Raw genomic sequence first — 22,027 nt, forward strand, 5'->3', positions numbered from 1 at the left:
CGGCCCCGACCCCTCCAAGGAGACATGGCTCAGCGAGCAACGACTCCGACAACTACACACCCTCAAATAACCCGGAACGTTAAGCCGGGAAACCACATGGGACACGGCCAGCCACCAAGACCCCGAACCGTTCCCCGGCTTAACAACAAACCCGGCTTAATCACTGTTAAACCGATATCGGTTTAACAGTGACCGCGGCTGCCATTACCGGTGGCCGGGGTGGCTCGGGCTCATGGAATGGTATGGGCTGACGCGCTCCATGAGCGCGAAGGGCTACAGCCCGGACAACGCGGCCGCGGAGGGCTTCCTCGGACGGATGAAGGTCGAGACCGTCCACCCCGAGAAGTGGGAGGAACACACCCGCAACGAGGTGCTCGCCCTGATCGACGAGTACATCCATTGGCACGACCACGAGCGCATCAAACAATCACCAGGTTGGATGAGCCCGGTACAATACCGTCAAAGCCAAGGAACGGCTGCATGATCATCTCCAAGAAAACGTCCGCAGCCCCTTATCCCCCTTTCTAGGAAGAAGTTGACAAAAGAACAAAAAACGTTCATTTGCGGGGCCAGTTAGCGTATGTCTTTCTGGGCAAAAAGAAAAGCCCCGCAGCTATGCAGGGCTTTTCCAACGAGGTCATAAGAGAGGAAGAGAACGACCCCGTTTAATGGTTGACGAAGCTTTAGGACCTCGCCAAGTATCTACTAGTTCAGACGCAGCTCGGTGGACGGTGCGAACAGGTGCATCTTTGCCGGATCAATCTTGATCTTGACCGTGGCACCAACCTGCGGCAGAGCGCGCGGGTTCACACGAATCGTGGTGAGCTTGTTCTGATCGGACATGACCTGAGAAGCCTCAGCTGCGGAGCCATCGGTGACGATGTTGCCGTAGATGTAGCCATCGGAGCCCAGATCCTCGACGTTCACGACCTTCAGGGAGAAGGCGTTCGGGTCATCAGCCGGAGCCAGGCCAGCGTCCTCAGGACGGAAGCCGACCACAATCTGGCCGTTGTCCTCCGGAGTGAGCTTGGCGACGGCATCAGCCGGCAGATCCACGGTGTCCTCACCGATCTTCGCCTTGCCGTTGACCACCGGGTGGGTGTTCAGGTTCATCGACGGGGAGCCGATGAAGCCGGCGACGAAGACGTTGGCCGGACGATCATACAGCTCGGTCGGAGCACCGACCTGCTGCAGGATACCGAGCTTGATGACGGCGATGCGATCGCCCATCGTCAGAGCCTCGGTCTGATCGTGGGTCACGTACAGGGTGGTGACACCCAGCTGGCGCTGCAGAGCAGCAATCTGGGTACGGGTCTGGACACGGAGCTTGGCGTCCAAGTTGGACAGCGGCTCATCCATGAGGAAGACCTTCGGCTCACGAACGATTGCACGGCCCATGGCCACGCGCTGACGCTGACCACCGGACAGAGCCTTCGGCTTACGATCGAGGTACTCGGTCAGGTCGAGGATCTCAGCGGCCTTCTCGACGCGCTTGCGGATCTCTTCCTTCGGAGTGCCGGCGATCTTCAGAGCGAAGCCCATGTTGTCGGCCACGGTCATGTGCGGGTACAGGGCGTAGTTCTGGAACACCATTGCGATGTCGCGGTCCTTCGGCTGCATCGTGGTGACATCCTTGCCACCGATGAGGATGCGGCCCTTGTTGACCTCTTCCAGGCCGGCGAGCATACGAAGGGTCGTAGACTTACCGCAGCCAGAGGGGCCGACGAGGACGAGGAACTCGCCATCCTTGATATCAAGATTCAGATCATCCACGGAGGGCTTGTCGTTGCCCGGGTAGATACGAGTGACGTGGTCGAAGACGACTTCTGCCATAATTACTAATCCTTTCAGAGGCAGGTACGTGCCTCACGATCCGTTGTAAAGGGATTTGTTCTTTACTGTGCTTCCGCCCTCGCTACCGACATACAACTTTGCTCTCGGAAACTGCAAGCTTCAGCGTTTACTTTTTTCCGGTTCAGTGAAGGTTCTCTTCGTTGAGCCAAGATTCACTATACACGGCCTTGCGACCAAGGCAAGTGGCGTGTCTGAAATGTAGGTAACATTTGAGCACTCCGCCATATTGTGTTGAGTGCTTCTCCCGTATGGAACGAAAATAAGAGCAACCAGGGTGCCTCGGGCAAGACGATGCTCCTCTATGCAGCGGAGGAATCTTTCTGGGCTCGTACGATGAACGTGATCTCGCCACTACCCGGCGCATGCAACGTGGTACCGAACGCAATCGTGGAGCCGAATGCATCGATTACGGTGGAGTCCATCTCCAAAACCTGGGTACCATCGGGCACTCCGAAATACCATGCCATCCGCGTATCTAACGCATGCACGCGCACGGCGGCATCGTTCTCTACCAAACGCACCGCGTAATTATGTTCCAGAAAGTCATATAGCGACTGATGGCTGAAATCCTGATCGACTACCTTCGGGAACCGCGCCGCCGACAAGAACGTGATCACATGCTGCTTGAGCTTATCATCCACGTATCGCAGCCTCTCCAGTCGAACCAAGTCGGCATCATCCGGCAATCCCAGACGTTGCGCGGCCTTTGCGTTACGCACCACGGCATTGTCAAGCACCTTGGTGTCCACCGTATTGCCAAGATCGGCCTGTTGACGAAAAAAACCTCGAATATGGTCGCTAATCACCTCATGCTGGGACTCACCTTGCTTGGCAGTGCGAAATGTACCTCTACCCTGCTCTCGAACCAACAGGCCATCTTGAATCAAATCATCCACTGCATGACGCAGCGTGATACGACTTACCCCATACTGGTCACAGAGCTCCGGCTCGGGCGGCAATTGTTCGCCTGAATACATCGCCTGCGCACGCTGGCGAAGATTGTCCCTAACCGCAATATACTTCGGTACACCTTCCGCCATGGTTGTCCTCCTTGCCTTCCTTTACGACTGTACTGTGCCACGGATACACAAACCGCCGGGATTGGCAACCCATTCCCGGCGGTTCGCAGGCCGCCCTCCATATATCTGCAGAGCGGCCATGCACCGATTATTTCGCTTCTACGGCAGCCTTCTTCTTCTCACGCGCACTCATCGCAAACGATGCGGCATAGAACACCACGACCGAAGCGATAATACCAATAATGAGACCAATCTGACCACCCTTGCCGAACTGGCCAAGCAGAATACCAGCAACACCATAATCCGCATCAGAATATGTGGCATTCGCCATGCCGGTGTCGCCAAGCACAGGCAGCAGGAATAGCGGCAGGAATGTAATCGCCAAACCATTGACGAAGGAGCCAATCACCGCACCACGTACGCCGCCCTGTCCGTTACCGATTACACCGGTGGCGCCGCCGGTCATGAAGTGAGCCACAATACCCGGGATAATGATGGTGGAACCGGCCAGAGCCATGATTCCCATACCGACCACACCACCAACGAAGCTGGAGATGAAGCCGATAAGCACAGCATTGGGGGCGAAGGTGAAGATCATCGGCACGTCAAGGGCCGGCTTCGAGTTCTTCACGAGCTTCTCGGAAATACCCTTGAACGCAGGTACGATCTCACCGAGTACCACGCGCACACCAGCGAGAATGACAAACACGCCAGCAGAGAATGTGGCAGCCTGCAGGATGGAGAACACGATGAAGTTCTGCCCATCGCTCAGCTCAGATTCAATGTAGGAGCTACCCGCGAACAGCGCGACGACAACATAAATAATGGCCATCGACAGAGCGATGATGACGGTGGTGTCGCGAAGGAAACCAAGGCCTGTAGGGAACTTGATGTCCTCAGTGGACTTGGACGGGTGCTTCTTAGAGCGGGTCAGACGAGCCACGAGACCGCCGAGCGCAATGCCCGCACCACCGGTGTGACCAAGGGCGACATCATTGGTACCGGCGGCATCCTTCATGAACGGCTGTACAAGCGCGGGAGAGATGGTGACAATCAAACCTTGTGCGATGGAGCCCCACAGAATCACACCCCAAGTCGACATACCGGCAACCTCGAGAATCACGGCGACCATCGTAGCCATGTAGAACGCCACATGACCGGACAGGTAGATGTACTTGAAACGCGAGGTCATAGACAGCAGGATGTTGACAATCATGCCGAAGAAGAAGATAAGGGCGGCTTCAGAACCATACTTCACCAAGACCGTGCCGACAATGGCTTCGTTGTTCGGCACCACACCCTGCACATTGAATGCATGCTGGAACATGCTGCCAAAGGGATCAAGTGCGCCGGAAACGACGGAAGCGCCTGCTGCCAACACCAGGAATCCCACCATGGTTCGGATGGTGCCCTTCATAATGTCGGTAGCCTTCTTGCGCTGCACGGCAAGACCCACCAACGAAATCAAAGCCACAATAATGGATGGCTGCCGGAAAATATCAAGTAGCACCGATAACACGCCGTTCATGCTCTCTCCTTTAATCTTTATGCTTGTTTGTATTGTTGTTTTCCGGATTTGGCGCCGGGTCGGGGCAACAATGTCTCTTCCCACCACCGAAAAGGGTTATTTATTGGGAACCTCGACACCGTGTCGCTTCAGCGCAGCAGCTACCTGTGCGGTGATGTTGTCCATGTCAATAAGGCTGTCCAGAACGACCACGTCATCCATCAGACCTTCTGCAGCTTCAGCGATGTCGCGCCCGACGAACAACACATCAGCAGAGGTAGGAGTAACGGAGGCGATATCCATATGATCGGTTTCCACACCGGTCACACCAAGATTGCTCAGCGCTTTCTCGATGTTGAGTTGGGTCATAAAGCTAGATCCAAGGCCAGTGCTGCATGCGGTGATGATTTTCATTGAAGTACCTTTCGTATGAGTTGTTTGATGAGATGGAAGTGCAGTCTGTCAGGCCAGCGCAGCGGCCAATTCATCGACGTTGGAGGACGCGTTCAAAGCAGCTAGTTTGCCTGAATCGGTCAACAAAAGAGCCAGCGATTGCATAAGATCGATATGCGCGTTTGAGTCTTTCGCGGCCAAGCAAAACATGGTGTTGATGGGATGGTCCTCATCATCGGCCAGCAGGAACGGCTTACCCACTCGCAGCACAGAGAGCGATGTGGAGACCACTCCACTTTCAGGCCTCGCATGTGCAAGGGCAACACCTCCCCCGAGATCTATATATGTTCCTCCTGGACTGGCAATCGATGTCTTAATGGCATCGACATAGCCCCGCTCGATGGTGCCGGCGTCGAGCAAGGGACGCGTCACCAAGTCGACTGCTTCGCGCCAATCCGATACCTGATCGACATACAGCATGCCGTTCGGTTGAAAATACGACATAAGCACGATGCCTCCTTGCAATGCATTAAACCACTGCGGCCAGCTACGGCCATCAGACGAATTTAATGTTGAGGTTCATTCCGCTTCACCAAATTCGTATTATCATCATATCGTCATAACGTATTATCGTCATATCGGCGTGTCGCTATGGCGAACCGCAATCCGTATGCTCCTTTTATCAGCCAGAATCAGATTCGAATTCAGTCTCAACAAGACTGTTAACCACCGACCAATGAAGCATCGAGGCCGGCTCAACCGGCAAATGCAACAGTAAGAACCTAGATTGCCCTGAAAGTCACGCCGTTGCGGGCGGCCTTGCGTTCGGCTTTGCGCTCCTCGGCATTTTCGATGCGTTGGATGCGCAGCTGGCGCCAATCCTCGCGCATATCGCGGAAGCATTCGGCCAGTGTCACGTCGTCGTTATCAGCGGCGGCATTAGCCGAGTCCGCATCGGCCTCGATACCTGCGAACTTGGTGACTCCCAGTTTCAATAGACCCAGTAATTCGCTCAGGGCTTCCGGCATGGGCTCTTCGCCCTCATCGGCAGACTTGGTCAGCCCTTCGATACGCCGGCGAAGCGCATCCGCATCTTCAGGATCAATCTTGAGACCGGCAATCAACGACTGACGCATGGTCTCGTAATCGAGGTTGGCAAAGAAGTTCAGCTGCTGCAGAGTCATGAATCCCTTGAGTTCAGGGAATCGATGAACAACATATTCTTCGCGGTCATCGGCGGCGCGCGTCCAATCGCGGGTGAGCTGCGGATCCAAGGTGGCGGTAATCGACCCTTCGCGCAGACGATAGTGATATAGCACCTTAGGAATACGCACCACGCGCGTGGCTTCGCCGATCACATTGCAGATGCGGGAAAGATCCTCGATCTTACGGCCCACGGGGAAGGAGAAACCATGCCCCTGATATGTGGATGCGGGTGCCAGAAAGGCCCAGAAATAGCCATCAATCTCGGCTTTGACCTGCTTCTTGATGGCTTCGACCGGAGTCAGCACCTGCACTTCATCGAAATCATTGTGACGATAGCTGGAGAGCAGCGGCTTGTCGTTCTCGGAGATGGTGTCGAACTGGAACATCACCAGATCGGCATCGTATTCACGCATGGCATTCAGGCAGTCTTCCACCAGCGTGGGCGCCACAGTGTCATCCGAATCCGCAAAGTAGATGTATGAGCCGGTCGCCTGGGCGATGCCGGCATTGCGTGCGTCGGACAGTCCGCCGTTGGGCTTGTGAATCACCCGCACGCGCGGGTCGCGGGTGGCCCAAGCGTCGCACATGGCCGGGCAGTCGTCAGGCGAGCCATCATCCACCAGCAGAATCTCGAGGTTGCGATAGGTCTGCGCAACCACAGACTTCACGCATTCATCAAGGAATTTCTCGACCTTATATACCGGGATGATGATGCTGACCAACGGCTCATGTTCCATATCTCCAGCGTAACGCCGAAATGCGAAGAGCACTCTTCTTACGGCCAATATCAAGAGTCTCGGGATAAGATGCAATGAGGGCAACATGACAGGAGGCGTGGTCATGCATGATATCAGAATTGGCGTGGTCGAAGACGATCCCGCAGCCTGCCAACGAGTACTCGACTATCTCAATCAATACCGCAGCGAAACCGGAACGGAATTCACGATTTCCGTATTCGACGATGGTGAGCAAATCGTCGAGAAATACACGCCAATATATGACATCCTGTTTCTGGATATCGAGATGCAGCATATGGACGGCATGGCTGCGGCTCGGCGTATCCGCGAGCGCGATGATTCGGTGGTGATTGTGTTCATCACCGCCGCCCCGCAATATGCCATCAATGGCTACGAGGTGCAGGCGCTCTCCTACCTGCTCAAACCGGTGCCATATTTTGCGTTCCGTCAGGAGCTCAAGCGGTCGATCGACATGGTGCACAGGCGCGGCAGTGAGTCGCTGCTGATCGAGGCCAGCGGGCGCCAGATGCGCGTGGAATTGGCGGACGTGCTGTATATCGAGTCGATTCGGCACACGATTATTGTGCATACGCTCAGTGGCAAGCTGCCGGTTTCCGGCACGCTGAAGGATTTTGAGGAACGACTGGCCGAACAGGATTTCTTCCGCTCGAACTCCTGCTATCTGGTGAACTTGCGACATGTGGTCGGCGTGGAAGGGCAGGACTGCGTGATGTCGAACGGGAAGGCGCTGCGCGTGAGTCGTCCGCGCAAGAAGGCGTTCCTGACTACGCTGGCAAACTATATGGGTGCAGCCGGTCCGACATCTCGGGCAAGCACGCAGACTGCCACTTCGAACAAGGGCGCAGCAGCTGGCAGCAGTGAGAACGAGGACTGATGGGCACCACCATTACCAATGCATTGCCGGATATTCCCCGCATCTACACGGCAATCTGCGAATGGCTGGCATGCGTAACCTACCTGCTGGTTATTTGCCGGCGCGTACCGTGGCAGCGCACGGTTGCGGTCGGCGCCGTGGGCTTGCTGGCGATGATTGGCATCCAGTATTTCAATGGCGCTATGCCGATCTGGTTCTGGGTGATCGGCATGCTGCTGGCATTCGCCGGCATGTGGGCGATTATTTGGCTTGGCGCCGGGACCGGCAAACGCGAAGGGGTGTATATTGCGGCACGCGCATTCGTGCTTGCTGAACTGGTTGCCTCGCTGCATTGGCAATTGGTGATGTTTCTGGATTCCGGTGATGGCATACGCGAAGCACGGTTAATGGCCTCGGTGATGTTGGCAATAGTGTATGCCGCATGCTTCGCCATAGCATGGCTGATCGAGCGTGGGAATTTTGCCAGTGATGCTCCGACGACCACTACCGCACAGCTGTCGATTGGCACGGCCGCCATCACCATTGTGACGTTCGCCATGAGCAATCTGAGCTTCATATCCACCAATACGCCATTTTCTGGCACGGTGGGCCAAGAGGTGTTCTATATTCGCACTTTGGTGGATTTCTGCGGTTTCGCGATTCTGTATGCGCAGCAGGAGCAGGCCCGTCGCATGGCTGCGAGCGCCGAACTGGCCTCCATAAACGCGCAATTGGAAAGTCAGCATCAGGAATATCTGGCGTCCAAGGAAAACATCGAATCGATTGGGCGCTTGGCACATGACTTGAAGCATCAGATCGCGGCATTGCGCGCGGAAGTGGATCCGGAGCATGCGGCTGCCGGTTTCGAGCAGTTGGAGGCGTCGGTGGCCAAAGCCAGCGCGCAGCAGCATTCCGGTAACCCGGTGCTGGACGTGATTCTGACCACCAAGATGCGCACATGCGCGGATCGCGGCATCACGCTGACCGCGGTGGCAGACGGCAAACTGCTGGACGGCATGTCATCGATGGACATCGCTTCACTGTTCGGCAACGCGCTGGATAACGCGATTGAGGCGACCAGCAAGCTGCCGGATAAGCAGCAGCGGCTGATTCGGCTCGCGCTGTACGGGCAGGGGCAGTTCACGGTGATTCGCGTGGAGAATTACTACGATTCCGCGCTGAAGAAGGACTCGACCGGGGCTTTGCGCACCACCAAGCGCGATTCATCCCGGCATGGGTTCGGCGTGAAGTCGATTCGTCACATCGCCGCGCAGTACGGCGGCGAAGTGACGATTCGCACCGAAGATCACTGGTTCATGCTGACGGTGTTGCTGCCGCGGTAGATATCAGAAGTCCCAGTCGTCGTCGTCGGTTTCCTCGGCCTTGCCCATCACGTAGGAGGAGCCGGAGCCGGAGAAGAAGTCGTGGTTTTCGTCGGCGTTGGGGCTCAGCGCGGCCAGAATCGCAGGGTTCACGTCGCAGATCTCAGCTGGGAACAGCGCCGGGTAGCCAAGGTTCATCAGAGCCTTGTTGCCGTTGTAACGCAGGAACTTCTCGACGTCCTCGGTCAAGCCCACACGGTCGTAGAGGGACTGGGTGTACTCCACTTCGTTGTCGTACAGCTCATTGAGCAGGTCGTAGGTGTAGTCCTGCATATCCATGCGCTCGGCGTCGGTGAGCTGGGCGATGCCCTTCTGGTACTTGTAGCCAATGTAGTAGCCATGCACGGCCTCGTCACGGATGATGAGGCGAATCACGTCGGCGGTGTTGGTCAGCTTGGCGTGCGCGGAGAAGTACATCGGCAGGTAAAAGCCGGAGTAGAAGAGGAACGATTCGAGCAGGGTGGAGGCCACCTTGCGCTTGTACGGGTTGTCGCCCTCGTAGTAGTCGAGCACAATCTCCGCCTTCTTCTGCAGGAACTCGTTGTTCTCGCTCCAGTCGAAGGCCGCGTCGATCTGCTCGGTGGAGCACAGGGTGGAAAAGATGGACGAGTAGCTCTTGGCATGCACGGATTCCATGAAGGCGATGTTGGTGTACACGGCTTCCTCGTGCGGGGTGAGCGCGTCCGGAATCAGGGAGACGGCGCCGACCGTGCCCTGGATGGTGTCCAGCAGGGTCAGGCCGGTGAACACGTGCATGGTGAGCGTGTGCTCATCTTCGGTCATCTTCTGCCAGCTGGGGATGTCGTTGGAGACGGGGACCTTTTCGGGCAGCCAGAAATTGCCGGTCAGGCGATCCCAGACCTCGAGGTCCTTCTCGTCTTCAAGACGGTTCCAGTTGATTGCGGAGACACGATCGATGAGTTTCAGGGGTTTACGCGGAATAGAGATAGGTGCCATGAGTAGTGTTCCTTTTACTCGTTGTCGTTATCGTCGTTGGACTTGTTTTCGAACTCCTCCGGCGCGGTCAGCCGGAGCAGTGCCTTATAAATCATTGGTGACATTGTGGTTCCTTAGAGTGGTTGGACTCCCCTCAGTCCGCTTTGCGGCCAGCTCCCCTCAGGGAGGGGAGCCAAGAAAGGGAGCCCGATATATGAATGGACATCTCTGGTTGTTCGATGCGTGCGGCCTCTAGGCGCACCGAGGGAAGGCGTACGAAGGTACGTCGACCGAGGAGCAACGACGAGGACGCTCCATCGAACAATCAGAGCATGCAGGAGACGCAGCCTTGGACTTCAGTTCCTTCCAGGGCTTGCTGACGGATACGGATGTAGTAGAGGGTTTTGATGCCCTTGCGCCAGGCGTAGATCTGCGCCTTGTTGAGGTCGCGGGTGGTGGCGGTGTCCGGGAAGAACAAGGTCAGCGACAGTCCCTGATCCACGTGCTGAGTGGCCTCAGCGTACGTGTCGACGATGGCCTTCCAGCCGATTTCGTAGGCGTCCTCGTAGTACTCAAGGTTGTCGTTGGTCATGTAGGCCGCCGGGTAATAGACGCGCCCGATCTTGCCTTCCTTGCGAATCTCGATCTTCGAGGCAATTGGGTGAATCGAGCTCGTGGAGTGGTTGATGTAGGAGATCGAACCGGTTGGCGGCACGGCCTGCAGGTTCTGGTTGTAGATGCCGTCCTTCAAGATCGCGTCGCGCAACGTCTCCCAATCGGACACGGTCGGAATCTCGATGCCGTACTTGGCGAACAGCTCACGAACCTTGGCGGTACGCGGTTCAAGCGAGCGGCGACCATCGGTGTACTTGTCAAAGTAATTGCCTTGGCCAGCCGGCTTGGCGTAGTCGGACGTAGCGAAGCTCTTGAACGGATGGCCGTGTTCCACGGCGAGCGCGTGCGAGGCACGGTAGGCATGGTAGGCCACGGTCATGAAGTACATGTCGGTGAAGTCGAGGCCTTCTTCGGAGCCGTAGTGAATGCCTTCGCGGGCCAGGAAGCCGTGCAGGTTCATCTGGCCGAGGCCGATGGCGTGACCCTCCTCGTTGGCGCGGCGGATCGAGGGCACCGCGTCGATACTCGTGTGCTCGGCCACCGAGGTGAGCGCACGGATCGCGGTTTCCACGGTGTACGCCAGTCCGCCATCAATCGCCTTGGCAATGTTCAGCGAACCCAAGTTGCAGGAGATATCGCGGCCCACGTGCGCATAGGTGAGGTCTTCGTTGTATGCGCTCGGCTCCTGCACCTGCAGGATTTCGGAGCACAGGTTAGACATGGTCACGCGGCCTTCGATCGGGTTGGCGCGGTTGACCGTGTCCTCAAACACGATGTATGGGTAGCCGGACTCGAACTGCAGCTCGGCGATGGTGGTGAAGAACTTGCGGGCGTCGATGTAGGTCTTCTTGATGCGATCGTCGGCCACCATCTCGTCGTAGTGCTCGCTGACGGAGATGTCGGCGAACGGCTTGCCATATACGCGCTCCACATCGTAGGGGCTGAACAGCGCCATCTGCGCCTTCTGCTTGGCCAGCTCGAAGGTGATGTCCGGAATCACCACGCCGAGTGCCAGCGACTTGATGCGGATTTTCTCGTCCGCGTTCTCTCGCTTGGTGTCCAGGAAACGCAGGATATCCGGGTGGTGGGCGTTAAGATACACTGCGCCGGCACCTTGACGTGCGCCCAACTGATTGGCGTAGGAGAAGGAGTCCTCCAGCAGCTTCATCACCGGAATCACGCCGCTGGACTGGTTTTCGATGTGCTTAATCGGGGCGCCGAGCTCACGCAGGTTGCTCAGCAGCAGGGCGACGCCGCCGCCGCGCTTGGAAAGCTGGAGGGCCGCGTTGATGCCGCGCGAAATCGACTCCATGTTGTCTTCGATGCGCACCAGGAAGCAGCTGACCGGCTCACCTCGCTGGGCCTTGCCGAGGTTCAGGAAGGTCGGGGTGGCAGGCTGGAAACGGCCGGCAAGCATTTCGTCGGCGTATTCGATGGCCTGCTGCTCGTTGCCGGCGGCGAGCTCCAGGGCCACAGCGGCGCAACGCTGCGGGAAGTCCTCAAGATAGAGGCGACCATCGAACGTCTTGAGCGCGTAGGACGTGTAGAACTTGAACGCACCAAGGAAAGTGCCGAACTCAAAGCCGGCGGATTCCACGTGCTCGTAGATGCGGTCGAGGAATTCAGCGGGGTACTGGTTGAAGACCGCAGGGTTGTAGTACTGGTTGCTGATCAGGTATTCGAGACGCTCGGCGGTGGAGTCGAACCGCTTGCTGTTGGCGGCCACATGGCCGGTCACGTATTCACGCTCGGCGGCCTTGTCCTTATCGAACTGGATCTTGCCGTCGGCATCATAGAGATTGAGCATCGCGTTGAGCGCGTGGTAGTCGTGTGCCGGATCGTACTGTTCTGCCGAGGTGTCGGTGGTGTTGTCGAGCGACAATTCGGTGTTGGTGAGGTCGGTCATTGGAGTCCTTATTACTGTTGAGTGAAGAAGCGGACGAGGCCGTTGCGGACGGCAGCGGTGTCTTCTGGCGTACCCATGAGTTCGTAGCGGTATAGGTAGGGGACGTGGCATTTGGCGGCGATGATGTCGCCGGCGGCACAGTAGGCCTCGCCGAAGTTGGTGTTGCCTGAGGCGATGACGCCGCGAATCCATGCGCGGTTGTCGGGGTCATTCAGGAAACGCTTGACCTGAATCGGCACTGCTTTCTTGACCACGCCACCGCCGTATGTGGGCACCATGATGACGTATGGCTCGCGGATGTTGAGAGCCGGATCAGCTGCTCGCAGTGGAATGCGGTAGACGTTGATGCCCTCGTCCTGTAACCGGCAGCTGGCTACAAATCGCGCGGTGTTCTCGGAGGCCGACGAAAAGTAGACCAGTGCTCCGATCACATTGCTGGTGGCGGCGAATTCAGGCTGGCTGGCACCGGGAACACTTTCCGCGACGATGCCGGATTCGGTCTGGCTCACGCGGAAACCATGGCCGAAGCATTGGCCTCAGCGCTTACCTGCTGGGCAACCTCACGAATCAAATCGGGGCGGTAGCCGGTCCATGAGTTGTTCGGCGTGATCACCACTGGAGCCTGCTGGAAGCCTGCGGCCTGCAGCTGCTCGAGAGTGCCGGGGTTCTCCGTCAGGTCCACGGTCTCGAACGGCACACCAAGCTTGGTGAGCTGGCGCTTGGTGGCGTTGCATTGCGGGCAATGCGGCTTGGTGAACACGGTGACAGTCATGGCGACTCCCCTCCATCTATCTCTGTTGAACAGTGAAACGATGGCCATATTACATCTGTGTAGCTTGAAATCAATGCACTATATGTAGTGGCGTGTATCACACAACAAACCTAGATATAGTGGTTTCTGTTGATATTCCGCCATTCTTGAGAAGCCCTGAAAATCAGCGTGCAGCGACTCACCAAGTTATATGTGGCATTGTTCACATTTGCGCTTTGATCGTCATATTTAAGTTTCGAGGGGCTGATTTGAACCTTTCCGGAGGTCTATCTCCGTTTCAAGGGGCCGGTCATCCGCCGAAACACAAGTACAAACGCCTTCTTGCCACCGTCATTTCGCCATTCTTGGACCGCTTCTACTTGGGCACCAGCCCCTCGAAACGGAGATAGAGCTTCCCAAAAAACAAAATCAGCCCCTCGAAACGGAGAATGAACGCTGACGCCCCCCATATGACGTCAAAAGGCCTGACCGGATGTCCAAACGAGCATACGGCCAGGCCTTAAGGAAAGGAGATGAGGAAATTCAGTTATCAGAATTGATGTGGCACGAATTACTCCGCCTCGGCCTTAGCTTCGCCTTCGGGGAAGATTATCTTGAACACGAAGAAGAAGATAATCATCGAGACTCCACCCGTGATAAAGGTGACCAGCAGGTTGTACACGGCCAACGGCACATACGCCTGCGCAATCGGCATCCATAAATTATTGAAGCCATTGCAAATCAGCGAGATAGCCGCCCAAGCAATGAAGTACCACATTGCCTGATACACCGGATTGCCATGGCTCTTGAAGGTGATATTGCGCTGCAGCGGGAAGTTAATGCACTGGGCGATGAACGAGCCCACCTCATAGCTAATGAAGTAGCCCAGGCCACCGCCAATGACCACAGCACCGGCGGCGTCACGCACCACGTTGTAACCGAGCAGGCTCCACGTAAAGTCCACACCGAACAGGCTCATGTTGACTTGTGGCCACATGAATTCCGTACCGGCCAGATCCTTACCCAGTAGATATGGCATGAACGTGAAAATCAGGTACTGCACGATGGTGACACCCATGCTGAACACGAAGAAGTAGAAGATCTGATAGACCCACTTTGCCAGCACAGGGTGCTTGCTCTGAAAATCACCCCACGTGTGCATCCACCATGCGACGATGCCGTTCGTGCTCACCTTGGCGGCGGGCTGCTTTGCGTTCTCAGTCATTGTTCAGCTCCTTTGCGGTGCGCTTGTTGGCGGATTGGTTGCGGAAGTGGCCCGCGATGATACTGCCGAGGCCGTGGAAAGTGTGGCCGTTGGCGATTTTGACGATGGCGTCGACCATAGCCGAATCGACCATGCCCTGGGTCATTTTGCTCATGGCCCTGGGGGGCATGTTGAGGATGAACAGCATGTTGAGGTCTGGCGCGCCGGTCTTCTGGCGGGTCTTGGCCTCACGGTTGGCCAGTGTTTTGGCGATGGTTCGGGCCGTGAAGCCCTTGGAATCGACCCAGCTGGAGATCGGATCGTTTACGCCGAAGGTCGTGGGCTTGCCGGGGGCGATGACCTCGTGGCCGAACAGCACGGCCATTTCGGCGTCGGTCACGTGCTTGACGTCGCCGGTGAGGTAGTGGCCGAGCGCCGGGTTGGCGGGGGTGGCGTCCACATCGCCGGCGACTGCAAATTCGCAGGTCAGCGGCAGGTTTTCGGCGTTGGTGCCGACCGCCAGCGTCCATACACCGGATTCGGTGCGCCATGCGTTAGCAGCCGTGTCGAAGTGACGGAAGGTGTAGCGATCAAATTCGATGCGCACGGTCTTGGATTCGCGCGCGTCAAGCTGAACCTTGGCAAAGCCCTTGAGCTCGCGGGCCGGGCGTAGCACGCCTTCGGAGGGGCCAGACACATACAGCTGGGCGACGGTGGCGCCGGACACGTCAGAATCGTTGGTCACTGTGAACTGGACGCCGGTTTCGTCGGCGGTCAGGTCGCTGTAGGTGAAAGTGGCGTAGCTCAGGCCGTAGCCGAATGGGAAGCGAACCGGCACGTTGGTGGTTTCGTAGTAGCGGTAGCCAACGAACGGGCCCTCGCGGTAGATGGCGTCGCGGCCGATGGCCGGGTACCAGCCAGCGGACGGACAGTCGGCGTAACTGATCGGCCAGGTTTCGGCCAGGCGACCGGATGGGTTGATTTGGCCGGTCAGGGCGCGCACGGTGGCGGATGCGCCCGCTTGTCCGGACAGGCCGACGTACAGGATTGCGGACACGGCATCGAACCATGGCAGCTCGACCGGGGATCCGGCCACGAGCACAATGATGACGGGCTTGCCGGTGGCGGTCAGGGCATCGACCAAGTCGTTCTGCACCTGCGGGATGGCCATGGTGGAGCGGTCGAGGCCCTCGGATTCGCTGCGTTCGTCGAGGCCGACGACGGCGATTACCGCGTCAACATTCTGAGAGGCAGCGAGCGTCACGGCTTCGTCAACCAACGGTTGGTTCTTGGCACCTTGACGGTCGTAACCCTGCGCGTAGCCTGCCACGGTCACGCCGGTGGTTGCTGCGGCGTTCTTGAGCTCATCAAGGATGTTTTCTTCACGGGTGGCATTCACTTTAGAAGAGCCGGAGCCTTGAAATCGCGGGGTTTTGGCCATGTCACCGATCACGGCAACGCGGGTGCCTGCGGCGAGGGGCAGGACCGGGGAGACCGCCGAATTCGCTATTCCAGCGTCATTGGCTTCGCCATTGCGGGCCGGAGCGCCGATGACAGTGTTCTTGAGTAACACGGACGAGTTCTCAGCCACCTTACGAGCCACCTCGTGGTGTGCGGCGGCGACAGCATCCTTAAGCAGATCATCGCGGCCAACACCCTCGGTCTTGGTCATCCGCGCAATCTTGGCGACTTCAGCCGCGCGGGCATTCAAATCCGCTTCCGACAAGGTACCGACCGTGACCGCACCTTCGAGTTCGCGCACGGAGGTGTAGCCAGGAGACGGCATCTCCAGTGAGCCACCGGCCTTGACCGCGGCCACGGCGGAATTGGAGCCGCCCCAGTCGGAGACGACCATGCCGTCGAAGCCCCATTCGTCCCGCAGAATATCCTGCAGCAGGTGCTTGTTCTCATGCGCGTAGACGCCGTTGATTTCGTTGTACGAAGTCATGATGGTCATCGGAGCGGCCTCACGCACGGCGATTTCAAACGCGGTCAGATAAATCTCGCGCATCGTGCGCTCATCGATCACGGAGTTGGAGGCCTGGCGACGCAACTCCTGGCTGTTGACCGCGAAGTGCTTCGGGCAGGCGGAAACACCATTGGACTGGATGCCGCGGATCAGACCTGCGGCCATGCGGCCGGCCACGATGGGGTCTTCGGAATAGTACTCAAAATTGCGGCCGCACAGCGGATTGCGCTTGATGTTCAGGCCCGGGCCGAGCAGCACATTCACGTCCAGATCGTGCGCTTCAGTGCCGAGGGCCTCACCCATCTCTTCGGCGAGCGCCGAATCCCATGAGTTGGCCACGGTGCCGGCGGTCGGGAAGCAGGTGGCGGGCTTGGAAGCACCCAGGCCCAGATGATCGCCTTCGCCGAGCTGGCGACGCACGCCGTGGGGACCGTCGCTCATCACGAAGCTGGGGATGCCGGCCTTCTCGTTGCCGCGGGAATCCCATTCGGAGCCGCCGGAGAGCATCGCGGCTTTCTCGGCGACCGACAGTTCTTCAAGTTCCATATCGTTCTCCCTTGCACTGCACTGTTGTACGCCTGTCTGACGAACCGTCCTGCGCCACATTGCCGGCACCGCATCCGCGCAGTGCCTGGAGTTGCACACGATTCGCCGCTAGTTTGATTGAATCAGGTTCGGCCGGGCCGCGCTGCCCGTATTACACAACCTGTCGTTTCGCGCGCACAATCGGTCGGGAGAGGCGCACATTGCGGTGCTGCCAAGTTCCAGAAAGCAACGACTCAGTGTCCAGCTTCTCAAAATTGTTGAGAAGTTTGTGCCGTAGCTTCTTAATCTTTTTGAGAAGCTACGGTTCCAACAAATCTTCGATACGGCAACCAAGTGTGCGGGCTAGAGCAAGCACACTAGAGACAGCGGCTTTGCCGAGGTCTTTGTGGCGCTGTTCGTACATTTGGACGGAGCGCAAAGTGACGCCAGAACGACGGGCCAGTTCGGATTGGCTGAGTCCGGCGCGCACGCGAATCGTGTGCAGCCGGGAGTCGCCTTCAATGCGATTGCGGGCGGCCCGCTCGTCGTATACGTCGACGAATCGGCTTTCGCCGGCTTCGTGCAAAGTCGGGTACAGTCGCACAATATCGTCAAACGGCAGCACCTCGAGAATATCCTCGAACCGCACTCCCCTGGCCCATTGGCAGTATGCAAGCACCCAGCCGGCCCAGTATTCGAGTGTTGCACCAGTACGCGGCGTGGCGGGTGGCATATCGATAATGCGAGTCCAGCCGGTTTGCCGCATGATTTCGGCCACCAGCTCTTCGCCGGACATGCCGCACACATATTTGGGCACGCCCCGACCGAAGAGTTCAGCAACATCAGAAGTAACAAAGAAATCTATAAACAAGCTGGCCGGCAATCCGCAATCGCTCAGCGCATAATCGAATGCGCCGGCCAAGTTGACCATGGCATCAGGCAGATACGTCTCATCGTAAGCGGGGGTCATCGTTGGTCACTTTCTCACGGATGATGTCACGCATGAACAAGCCGTCAATATCGGCTTCCGCACTTTTGCGATGGTAGGCTTCACGGGCCGTGACGTCGCGCTCATTGCGCAATACGTGGTAGGTCGAAGCGCGGGCGATCTCACAATCTTGGAATTGGAGTGCGGCAAATGCACGGGTTCCAGCAGCGCTGCGGCGTCTTTGAGGCTGCTCCAGACTTTGTAGGCGGTGGTGTCCGTACGGTAGATGACCTCGTGGCCGAGCACTTCGATGTACCGCACGTCGTGCGAGGAGAGGAACTGCGTACCGGTACCCACGGTCAGTGGGATGGTGACGCCTTGGCGCTTGGCCACCAAGTCCTCCACCTTGCGCATCTTGAATGCGAAGCCGAAGTAGTCGATTGGTTTGGCGAGGTAGCCGACTGCGTCCACGTCGTATCCGATGGCCGTGTATTGGGCCTTTTGGTGGTGAAGACGAGCATCACATGATCGTCGATCTCGCGCAGACGGTGGGCGGTTTCGAGCCCATCGATGCCGGGCATTTCGATGTCAAGGAATAGGACGTCGAAGCCGGCTCTATATGTGTCGAGGAAGGTGTCGCCGTCTGTGAACCGGGTGATGTGGTAGGCACTGCGATCGGATTCGTAGTACCGGCCGATCAGGGACGTGGTGTTGGCGGCGTCTGTATCGTCATCATCGACGATAGCGATGTGAATCATCGGCGATCCTCCTCTCCCCTCAGTCGCCTTCGGCGACAGCTCCCCTCAGAGAGGGGAGCCAAGATTCTATTTTAGTTTTCGCATATGCTAAGCGACTCGCCCGGTATTGGGGCGAGCCGCTTAGCTATTCAGTTATCGGGATATTGCGAAATCTCAGGCCTCGGTCGGGGCATCGGCGGGAGCCGGTGCTTCGACAGCGGCCACGGCCTTACGGCGCTTGAGGTACTTCATGATGGTCAGGACCTCGAGGCCGACTGCCAGGACAGCGGTCACGCCCCAGACCACGTACATCGCGATGCGCCAGATCGGGGTATCAACCTCAGGCTCACCGTTCTCGTACTGCCAACCGTTAGCGGTGGTGTACAAGATGTTGTGGGCGGCGGTGCGCATTGCCTTGACGGAGGTGGCGGACTTGTCGGTGATGTGGTTGGTGATCTTGGTGGTGGCCAGCATGGAATCGTTGCCGTTACGGATCTCCTGATCACCATTCTGGTAGCCGTAGCCGCCGAAGTAATCGGTCAGAACGAAGCCCTTGAAGCCCCACTCGTCACGGAGCACGGTGTTCAGCAGGTTGTTGGAGGCACCGGCATAGGTGTAACCGATGTAGTTGAAGGAGCTCATCACAGCCTGTGCGCCGCCTTCCTTCACGCTCATCTCGAACGGCTTGAGGTAGATCTCGCGGATGGCCTGCTCGTCCGCCCAGGTGCACACCATGTTGGTACGGTTGGTTTCCTGATCGTTCAGAGCGAAGTGCTTCATGAAGGAGTACACGCCCTTCTCCTTAGCGCCGGCGATCTCGTTGGAAGCCATAACACCGGAGAGCAGGGAGTCCTCAGAGAAGTATTCGAAGGTACGACCGGAGAATGCGCCACGGTGGATGTTCATAGCCGGAGCGTACCAACCAGCAACATGCATGTCGTGAGCCATATCGCCGATCATCTCGCCGAACTGCTTGGCCAGATCCTTGTTCCAAGTGCAGGCGAATGCGGTGGAAGCCGGGAAGCCGATGGAGCCAACGCCGGTGAAGTTGTTGTTCAACGAGGCCGGGCCGTCAGCGTCGGTGAGCTGGATCTTGCCGACGGAGGAGACGGCCGGGGTTCCGTAGCCACCGTTGGCGATGAGGTTGTCCATATCGTCGAAGGTCAGCTGGTCAAGCAGCTTCTCCCAATCAGCATCGTCGTAATCCTTGCCGTACATGTCAGCCAAGCGGAGACCATTCTTGGCACCGGTGGTCGGCATTTCGTCGGAATCATCGTCATACTTGGTCGGATCATAGTTGCCGTTGTTGGTGAAAGCAGCCTTGACTTCGTCGCTCATGGAGAAGTTGGTCGGGGCTGCGGTGGCTTCAGCGTAGTTCGCGAAGTGGTTGGCACGGGACAGATAAGTCACATCGCCAGCGGCATAGTCGAACTGGTTGGTAGCCACGGTCTGATCATCGTTGTGGGTGTTCGACTCGGAGTCGTAGGTGATGGTGTCAGCAACGTTGATCTTCTCGGAATCGATCACATGATGGGAATCGGACTGGATGGAGATGGCGTAATCACCCTTCTCCAACACCCAAGCCTTGGCACCCTTGTTGTCATAGGAAGCCATATCGTCATCATCGAACTCGATCTTCACAGTCTCAGAGGCGCCCGGCTCAAGCTTCCCGGTCTTCTCGAAAGCGACGAGGTTCTTGGAAGCCTTCTCGATACCGCCATCGGTGTACGGCGGGTTGTAGTAGACCTCAACAACGTCCTTGCCGGCGGTGTCGCCAGTGTTGGTGACGGTCACATCAAACGTGACCTTGCCATCCTTGTGGGAAACGTCACCCATCTTCTGCTCAAAGCTGGTGTAGGACAAGCCGTAACCGAACGGATAGATGACCGTGTCATCGTAGTTGATCAGACCTTCATCAGCTGCAGTCTCATAGAACTTGTAGCCCACATAAATACCTTCGACATAGTTGACGAAGGACGGAAGCACGGTAGTTTCCTGACCGGTGAAGCCGGTGTACTTAGCAGCCAGATCGCCGACGTTATCGTAGACGAATGCGCCATCGGCACCAACGGAAGACGAGCTGGCAGCAGCAGCGCCATCAGTGTTGTTGAACACTGGGGTCTTGGTCAGATCCTTGACGAACGTGTCGGAAGTCTTGCCGGACGGGTTGGTTTCGCCAGCGAGCACGTCACCGAGTGCGGAGAAGCCGGTCTGGCCTGCAGGCGGGCACCACAACACGGACTTGATCTGCGGGTAGTTGCTCAGGAAGTCGAACTGGAAAGCATTTGCACCGTTATAGACGAGCGTGACCTTGTCGAAGTTCTTGGTGACCAAGTCAATCATGTCGCGCTCAGTCTTGCTCAGTTGCAGGAAGTGCTCACCATCCTGGAAGTCATCATAATCCTTGGAGTTGTTCTTGTAGGTAATGGTTTCGGCCTTCATGTTGGTCGGCAGATCAGCACCTTCGCCACCGACGCGGGTGATCACCACAACAGCCTCATCGGAGAAGCTCTTGGCGTCAGAAATCAGCGAATCGGAATATTGGTCGGCCGGAACCTCAGGCAGGGTCCAATCCTGGGACCACATAGCAACAACCGGGCGGTCCGCACGGTAGTCGGTGTACAGCTTGCTCAGATCGGCGTTGGTTTCAAGACCAGCTTCCTTCATGCCATCAAGCAGGGAAACGGTGTCGTACTGGTCAGACATGGAGCCGGAGCCGGTGCCTCCATAGACCGGGTTGGTGGAGCCCCAACCGAACACGTTGACCTTCTTGTTGCTCAGCGGCAGGTTGGAATCATCATTCTTCAGCATGGTGATAGCTTCCGACTGCACTTCCTTGGCCAGCTCGTTGGCGGCGGAGACGGTGCTGTCGGAAAGCATGTACTTGGTGATCGTCGCGTTGTTCAGCAGCGTGGCCAGCGGGCCGGACAGCATCATGGAAATGGCCACGACGACGCCCACTAAGGCAACGATCCAGGATTCAGAATGAATGAGCTTGCGAGAGCCCACGTTCTTGACCGTCTTCTTGTTGACGACGAATGTGATGATGATGGCCAATACCAGCAACACGCCGATAACCACCAGATAGGGGACCAGCGAACCAACGACGTTCATAACGTCGGCCATGTTGATCTTCAGCATGGTGTTTCTCCTCCTTGTTTCTTACCAAACTGCGGCATCCGAGTCCGATCTTCATCGAGTTCAATCAACGATTGCGCGATACTGCCTTGCATCGCGGTCATCGTCTGGGATATGTCTGCCTGGCTCTCCATCGGGTCGCTACGCCGACACATCCTTGATGCCGATGATTCTAGGGTGGCAGATTCGCATGGCCCGCACCCGCCCACACACCTATCCTGTCATTTCGAGCGCATAATCTGCTACCACATTCGCGCCCACGACTCATCCAATATGACGTAAATGGCACTTCTTGATACGTAAACGGCATTTTTTCTCAAATTTCTGTCGCTACCGGTCGCTCAGC

General features: G+C 57.3%; 18 protein-coding genes and 2 pseudogenes. 4 read left to right on the forward strand and 16 right to left on the reverse strand.

The window, feature by feature from the left end; all coding sequences use genetic code 11:
• Positions 1-184 precede the first annotated feature (184 nt).
• Positions 185-484, forward strand: a pseudogene (locus NBH12_RS10115) (IS3 family transposase); the annotation flags it as partial.
• 221 nt (positions 485-705) lie between these two features.
• On the opposite strand, the gene NBH12_RS10120 reads toward NBH12_RS10115, so the two are convergent.
• The 6 genes from NBH12_RS10120 to NBH12_RS10145 all read right to left on the reverse strand — a co-directional run bounded on the left by NBH12_RS10120 (position 706) and on the right by NBH12_RS10145 (position 6,716).
• The gene (locus NBH12_RS10120; protein WP_003827827.1) at positions 706-1,833 is read right to left on the reverse strand and encodes an ABC transporter ATP-binding protein; all 1,128 of its coding nucleotides are present in this window, start codon (positions 1,831-1,833) and stop codon (positions 706-708) included.
• Between the two features lie 320 nt (positions 1,834-2,153).
• Complete coding sequence (locus tag NBH12_RS10125; RefSeq protein ID WP_014484428.1) at positions 2,154-2,894, reverse strand: GntR family transcriptional regulator; 741 nt, start codon at positions 2,892-2,894, stop codon at positions 2,154-2,156.
• Positions 2,895-3,021: 127 nt separating this feature from the next.
• Positions 3,022-4,401 carry a PTS ascorbate transporter subunit IIC gene (gene ulaA / locus NBH12_RS10130; RefSeq protein WP_052792154.1) on the reverse strand — a complete coding sequence of 460 codons (1,380 nt, stop codon included), beginning with the start codon at positions 4,399-4,401 and terminating at the stop codon, positions 3,022-3,024.
• A gap of 96 nt (positions 4,402-4,497) precedes the next feature.
• Positions 4,498-4,794 carry a PTS sugar transporter subunit IIB gene (locus NBH12_RS10135; protein ID WP_003827831.1) on the reverse strand — a complete coding sequence of 99 codons (297 nt, stop codon included), beginning with the start codon at positions 4,792-4,794 and terminating at the stop codon, positions 4,498-4,500.
• 48 nt (positions 4,795-4,842) lie between these two features.
• Positions 4,843-5,277 carry a PTS sugar transporter subunit IIA gene (locus tag NBH12_RS10140; protein WP_003827832.1) on the reverse strand — a complete coding sequence of 145 codons (435 nt, stop codon included), beginning with the start codon at positions 5,275-5,277 and terminating at the stop codon, positions 4,843-4,845.
• Positions 5,278-5,555: 278 nt separating this feature from the next.
• Entirely contained in the window at positions 5,556-6,716 is a 1,161-nt protein-coding gene (locus tag NBH12_RS10145; RefSeq protein WP_015439357.1) for a glycosyltransferase family 2 protein, read from the reverse strand.
• Positions 6,717-6,819: 103 nt separating this feature from the next.
• Here NBH12_RS10145 and NBH12_RS10150 point away from each other — a divergent pair, with 103 nt between their 5' ends.
• Positions 6,820-7,611, forward strand: a complete 792-nt coding sequence (locus NBH12_RS10150; RefSeq protein ID WP_134859123.1) for a LytR/AlgR family response regulator transcription factor — start codon at positions 6,820-6,822, stop codon at positions 7,609-7,611.
• On the forward strand, positions 7,611-8,933 hold the full coding sequence (locus tag NBH12_RS10155; protein WP_134859124.1) for a sensor histidine kinase: 1,323 nt from the start codon (positions 7,611-7,613) through the stop codon (positions 8,931-8,933). The genes NBH12_RS10150 and NBH12_RS10155 overlap by 1 nt, the downstream gene beginning before the upstream one ends.
• Before the next feature lie 3 nt (positions 8,934-8,936).
• Here NBH12_RS10155 and nrdF read toward each other — a convergent pair whose 3' ends face one another.
• The 4 genes from nrdF to NBH12_RS10175 all read right to left on the reverse strand — a co-directional run bounded on the left by nrdF (position 8,937) and on the right by NBH12_RS10175 (position 13,201).
• Positions 8,937-9,929 (reverse strand): class 1b ribonucleoside-diphosphate reductase subunit beta, encoded by a 993-nt coding sequence (gene nrdF / locus NBH12_RS10160; RefSeq protein ID WP_003827836.1) that lies wholly within the window; start codon positions 9,927-9,929, stop codon positions 8,937-8,939.
• 304 nt (positions 9,930-10,233) lie between these two features.
• Entirely contained in the window at positions 10,234-12,429 is a 2,196-nt protein-coding gene (nrdE, locus tag NBH12_RS10165) for a class 1b ribonucleoside-diphosphate reductase subunit alpha (RefSeq protein WP_065465591.1), read from the reverse strand.
• Between the two features lie 11 nt (positions 12,430-12,440).
• Positions 12,441-12,938 (reverse strand): class Ib ribonucleoside-diphosphate reductase assembly flavoprotein NrdI, encoded by a 498-nt coding sequence (gene nrdI, locus NBH12_RS10170; protein ID WP_250819453.1) that lies wholly within the window; start codon positions 12,936-12,938, stop codon positions 12,441-12,443.
• Positions 12,935-13,201, reverse strand: coding sequence for a glutaredoxin family protein (locus tag NBH12_RS10175; protein WP_015439360.1), 267 nt, complete (start codon positions 13,199-13,201; stop codon positions 12,935-12,937). The genes nrdI and NBH12_RS10175 overlap by 4 nt, the downstream gene beginning before the upstream one ends.
• A 407-nt stretch (positions 13,202-13,608) precedes the next feature.
• On the opposite strand from NBH12_RS10175, the gene NBH12_RS11050 reads away from it, so the two are divergent.
• Positions 13,609-13,704 carry a hypothetical protein gene (locus tag NBH12_RS11050; protein WP_115775816.1) on the forward strand — a complete coding sequence of 32 codons (96 nt, stop codon included), beginning with the start codon at positions 13,609-13,611 and terminating at the stop codon, positions 13,702-13,704.
• Between the two features lie 47 nt (positions 13,705-13,751).
• On the opposite strand, the gene NBH12_RS10180 is transcribed toward NBH12_RS11050, so the two are convergent.
• The 6 genes and pseudogenes from NBH12_RS10180 to NBH12_RS10205 all read right to left on the reverse strand — a co-directional run bounded on the left by NBH12_RS10180 (position 13,752) and on the right by NBH12_RS10205 (position 21,684).
• The gene (locus NBH12_RS10180; RefSeq protein ID WP_016461976.1) at positions 13,752-14,405 is read right to left on the reverse strand and encodes a hypothetical protein; all 654 of its coding nucleotides are present in this window, start codon (positions 14,403-14,405) and stop codon (positions 13,752-13,754) included.
• A complete protein-coding gene (locus tag NBH12_RS10185) occupies positions 14,398-16,899 on the reverse strand; it encodes a glycoside hydrolase family 3 C-terminal domain-containing protein (RefSeq protein ID WP_052828939.1) in 2,502 nt (833 codons plus the stop codon). The genes NBH12_RS10180 and NBH12_RS10185 overlap by 8 nt, the downstream gene beginning before the upstream one ends.
• A 298-nt stretch (positions 16,900-17,197) precedes the next feature.
• On the reverse strand, positions 17,198-17,848 hold the full coding sequence (locus tag NBH12_RS10190; RefSeq protein ID WP_014484433.1) for a helix-turn-helix transcriptional regulator: 651 nt from the start codon (positions 17,846-17,848) through the stop codon (positions 17,198-17,200).
• A pseudogene (locus NBH12_RS10195) lies at positions 17,829-18,032 on the reverse strand (DUF3990 domain-containing protein); the annotation flags it as partial. The gene NBH12_RS10190 and the pseudogene NBH12_RS10195, both read right to left, overlap by 20 nt.
• 133 nt (positions 18,033-18,165) lie before the next feature.
• The gene (locus tag NBH12_RS10200; RefSeq protein WP_021648855.1) at positions 18,166-18,564 is read right to left on the reverse strand and encodes a response regulator; all 399 of its coding nucleotides are present in this window, start codon (positions 18,562-18,564) and stop codon (positions 18,166-18,168) included.
• A gap of 153 nt (positions 18,565-18,717) precedes the next feature.
• Positions 18,718-21,684, reverse strand: a complete 2,967-nt coding sequence (locus tag NBH12_RS10205) for a beta-glucosidase (RefSeq protein WP_250819454.1) — start codon at positions 21,682-21,684, stop codon at positions 18,718-18,720.
• Positions 21,685-22,027: the final 343 nt, after the last annotated feature.

Origin of the sequence: Bifidobacterium sp. M3-N-101, from assembly GCF_023656805.1 — a bacterium.
Lineage (GTDB): Bacteria > Actinomycetota > Actinomycetes > Actinomycetales > Bifidobacteriaceae > Bifidobacterium > Bifidobacterium breve.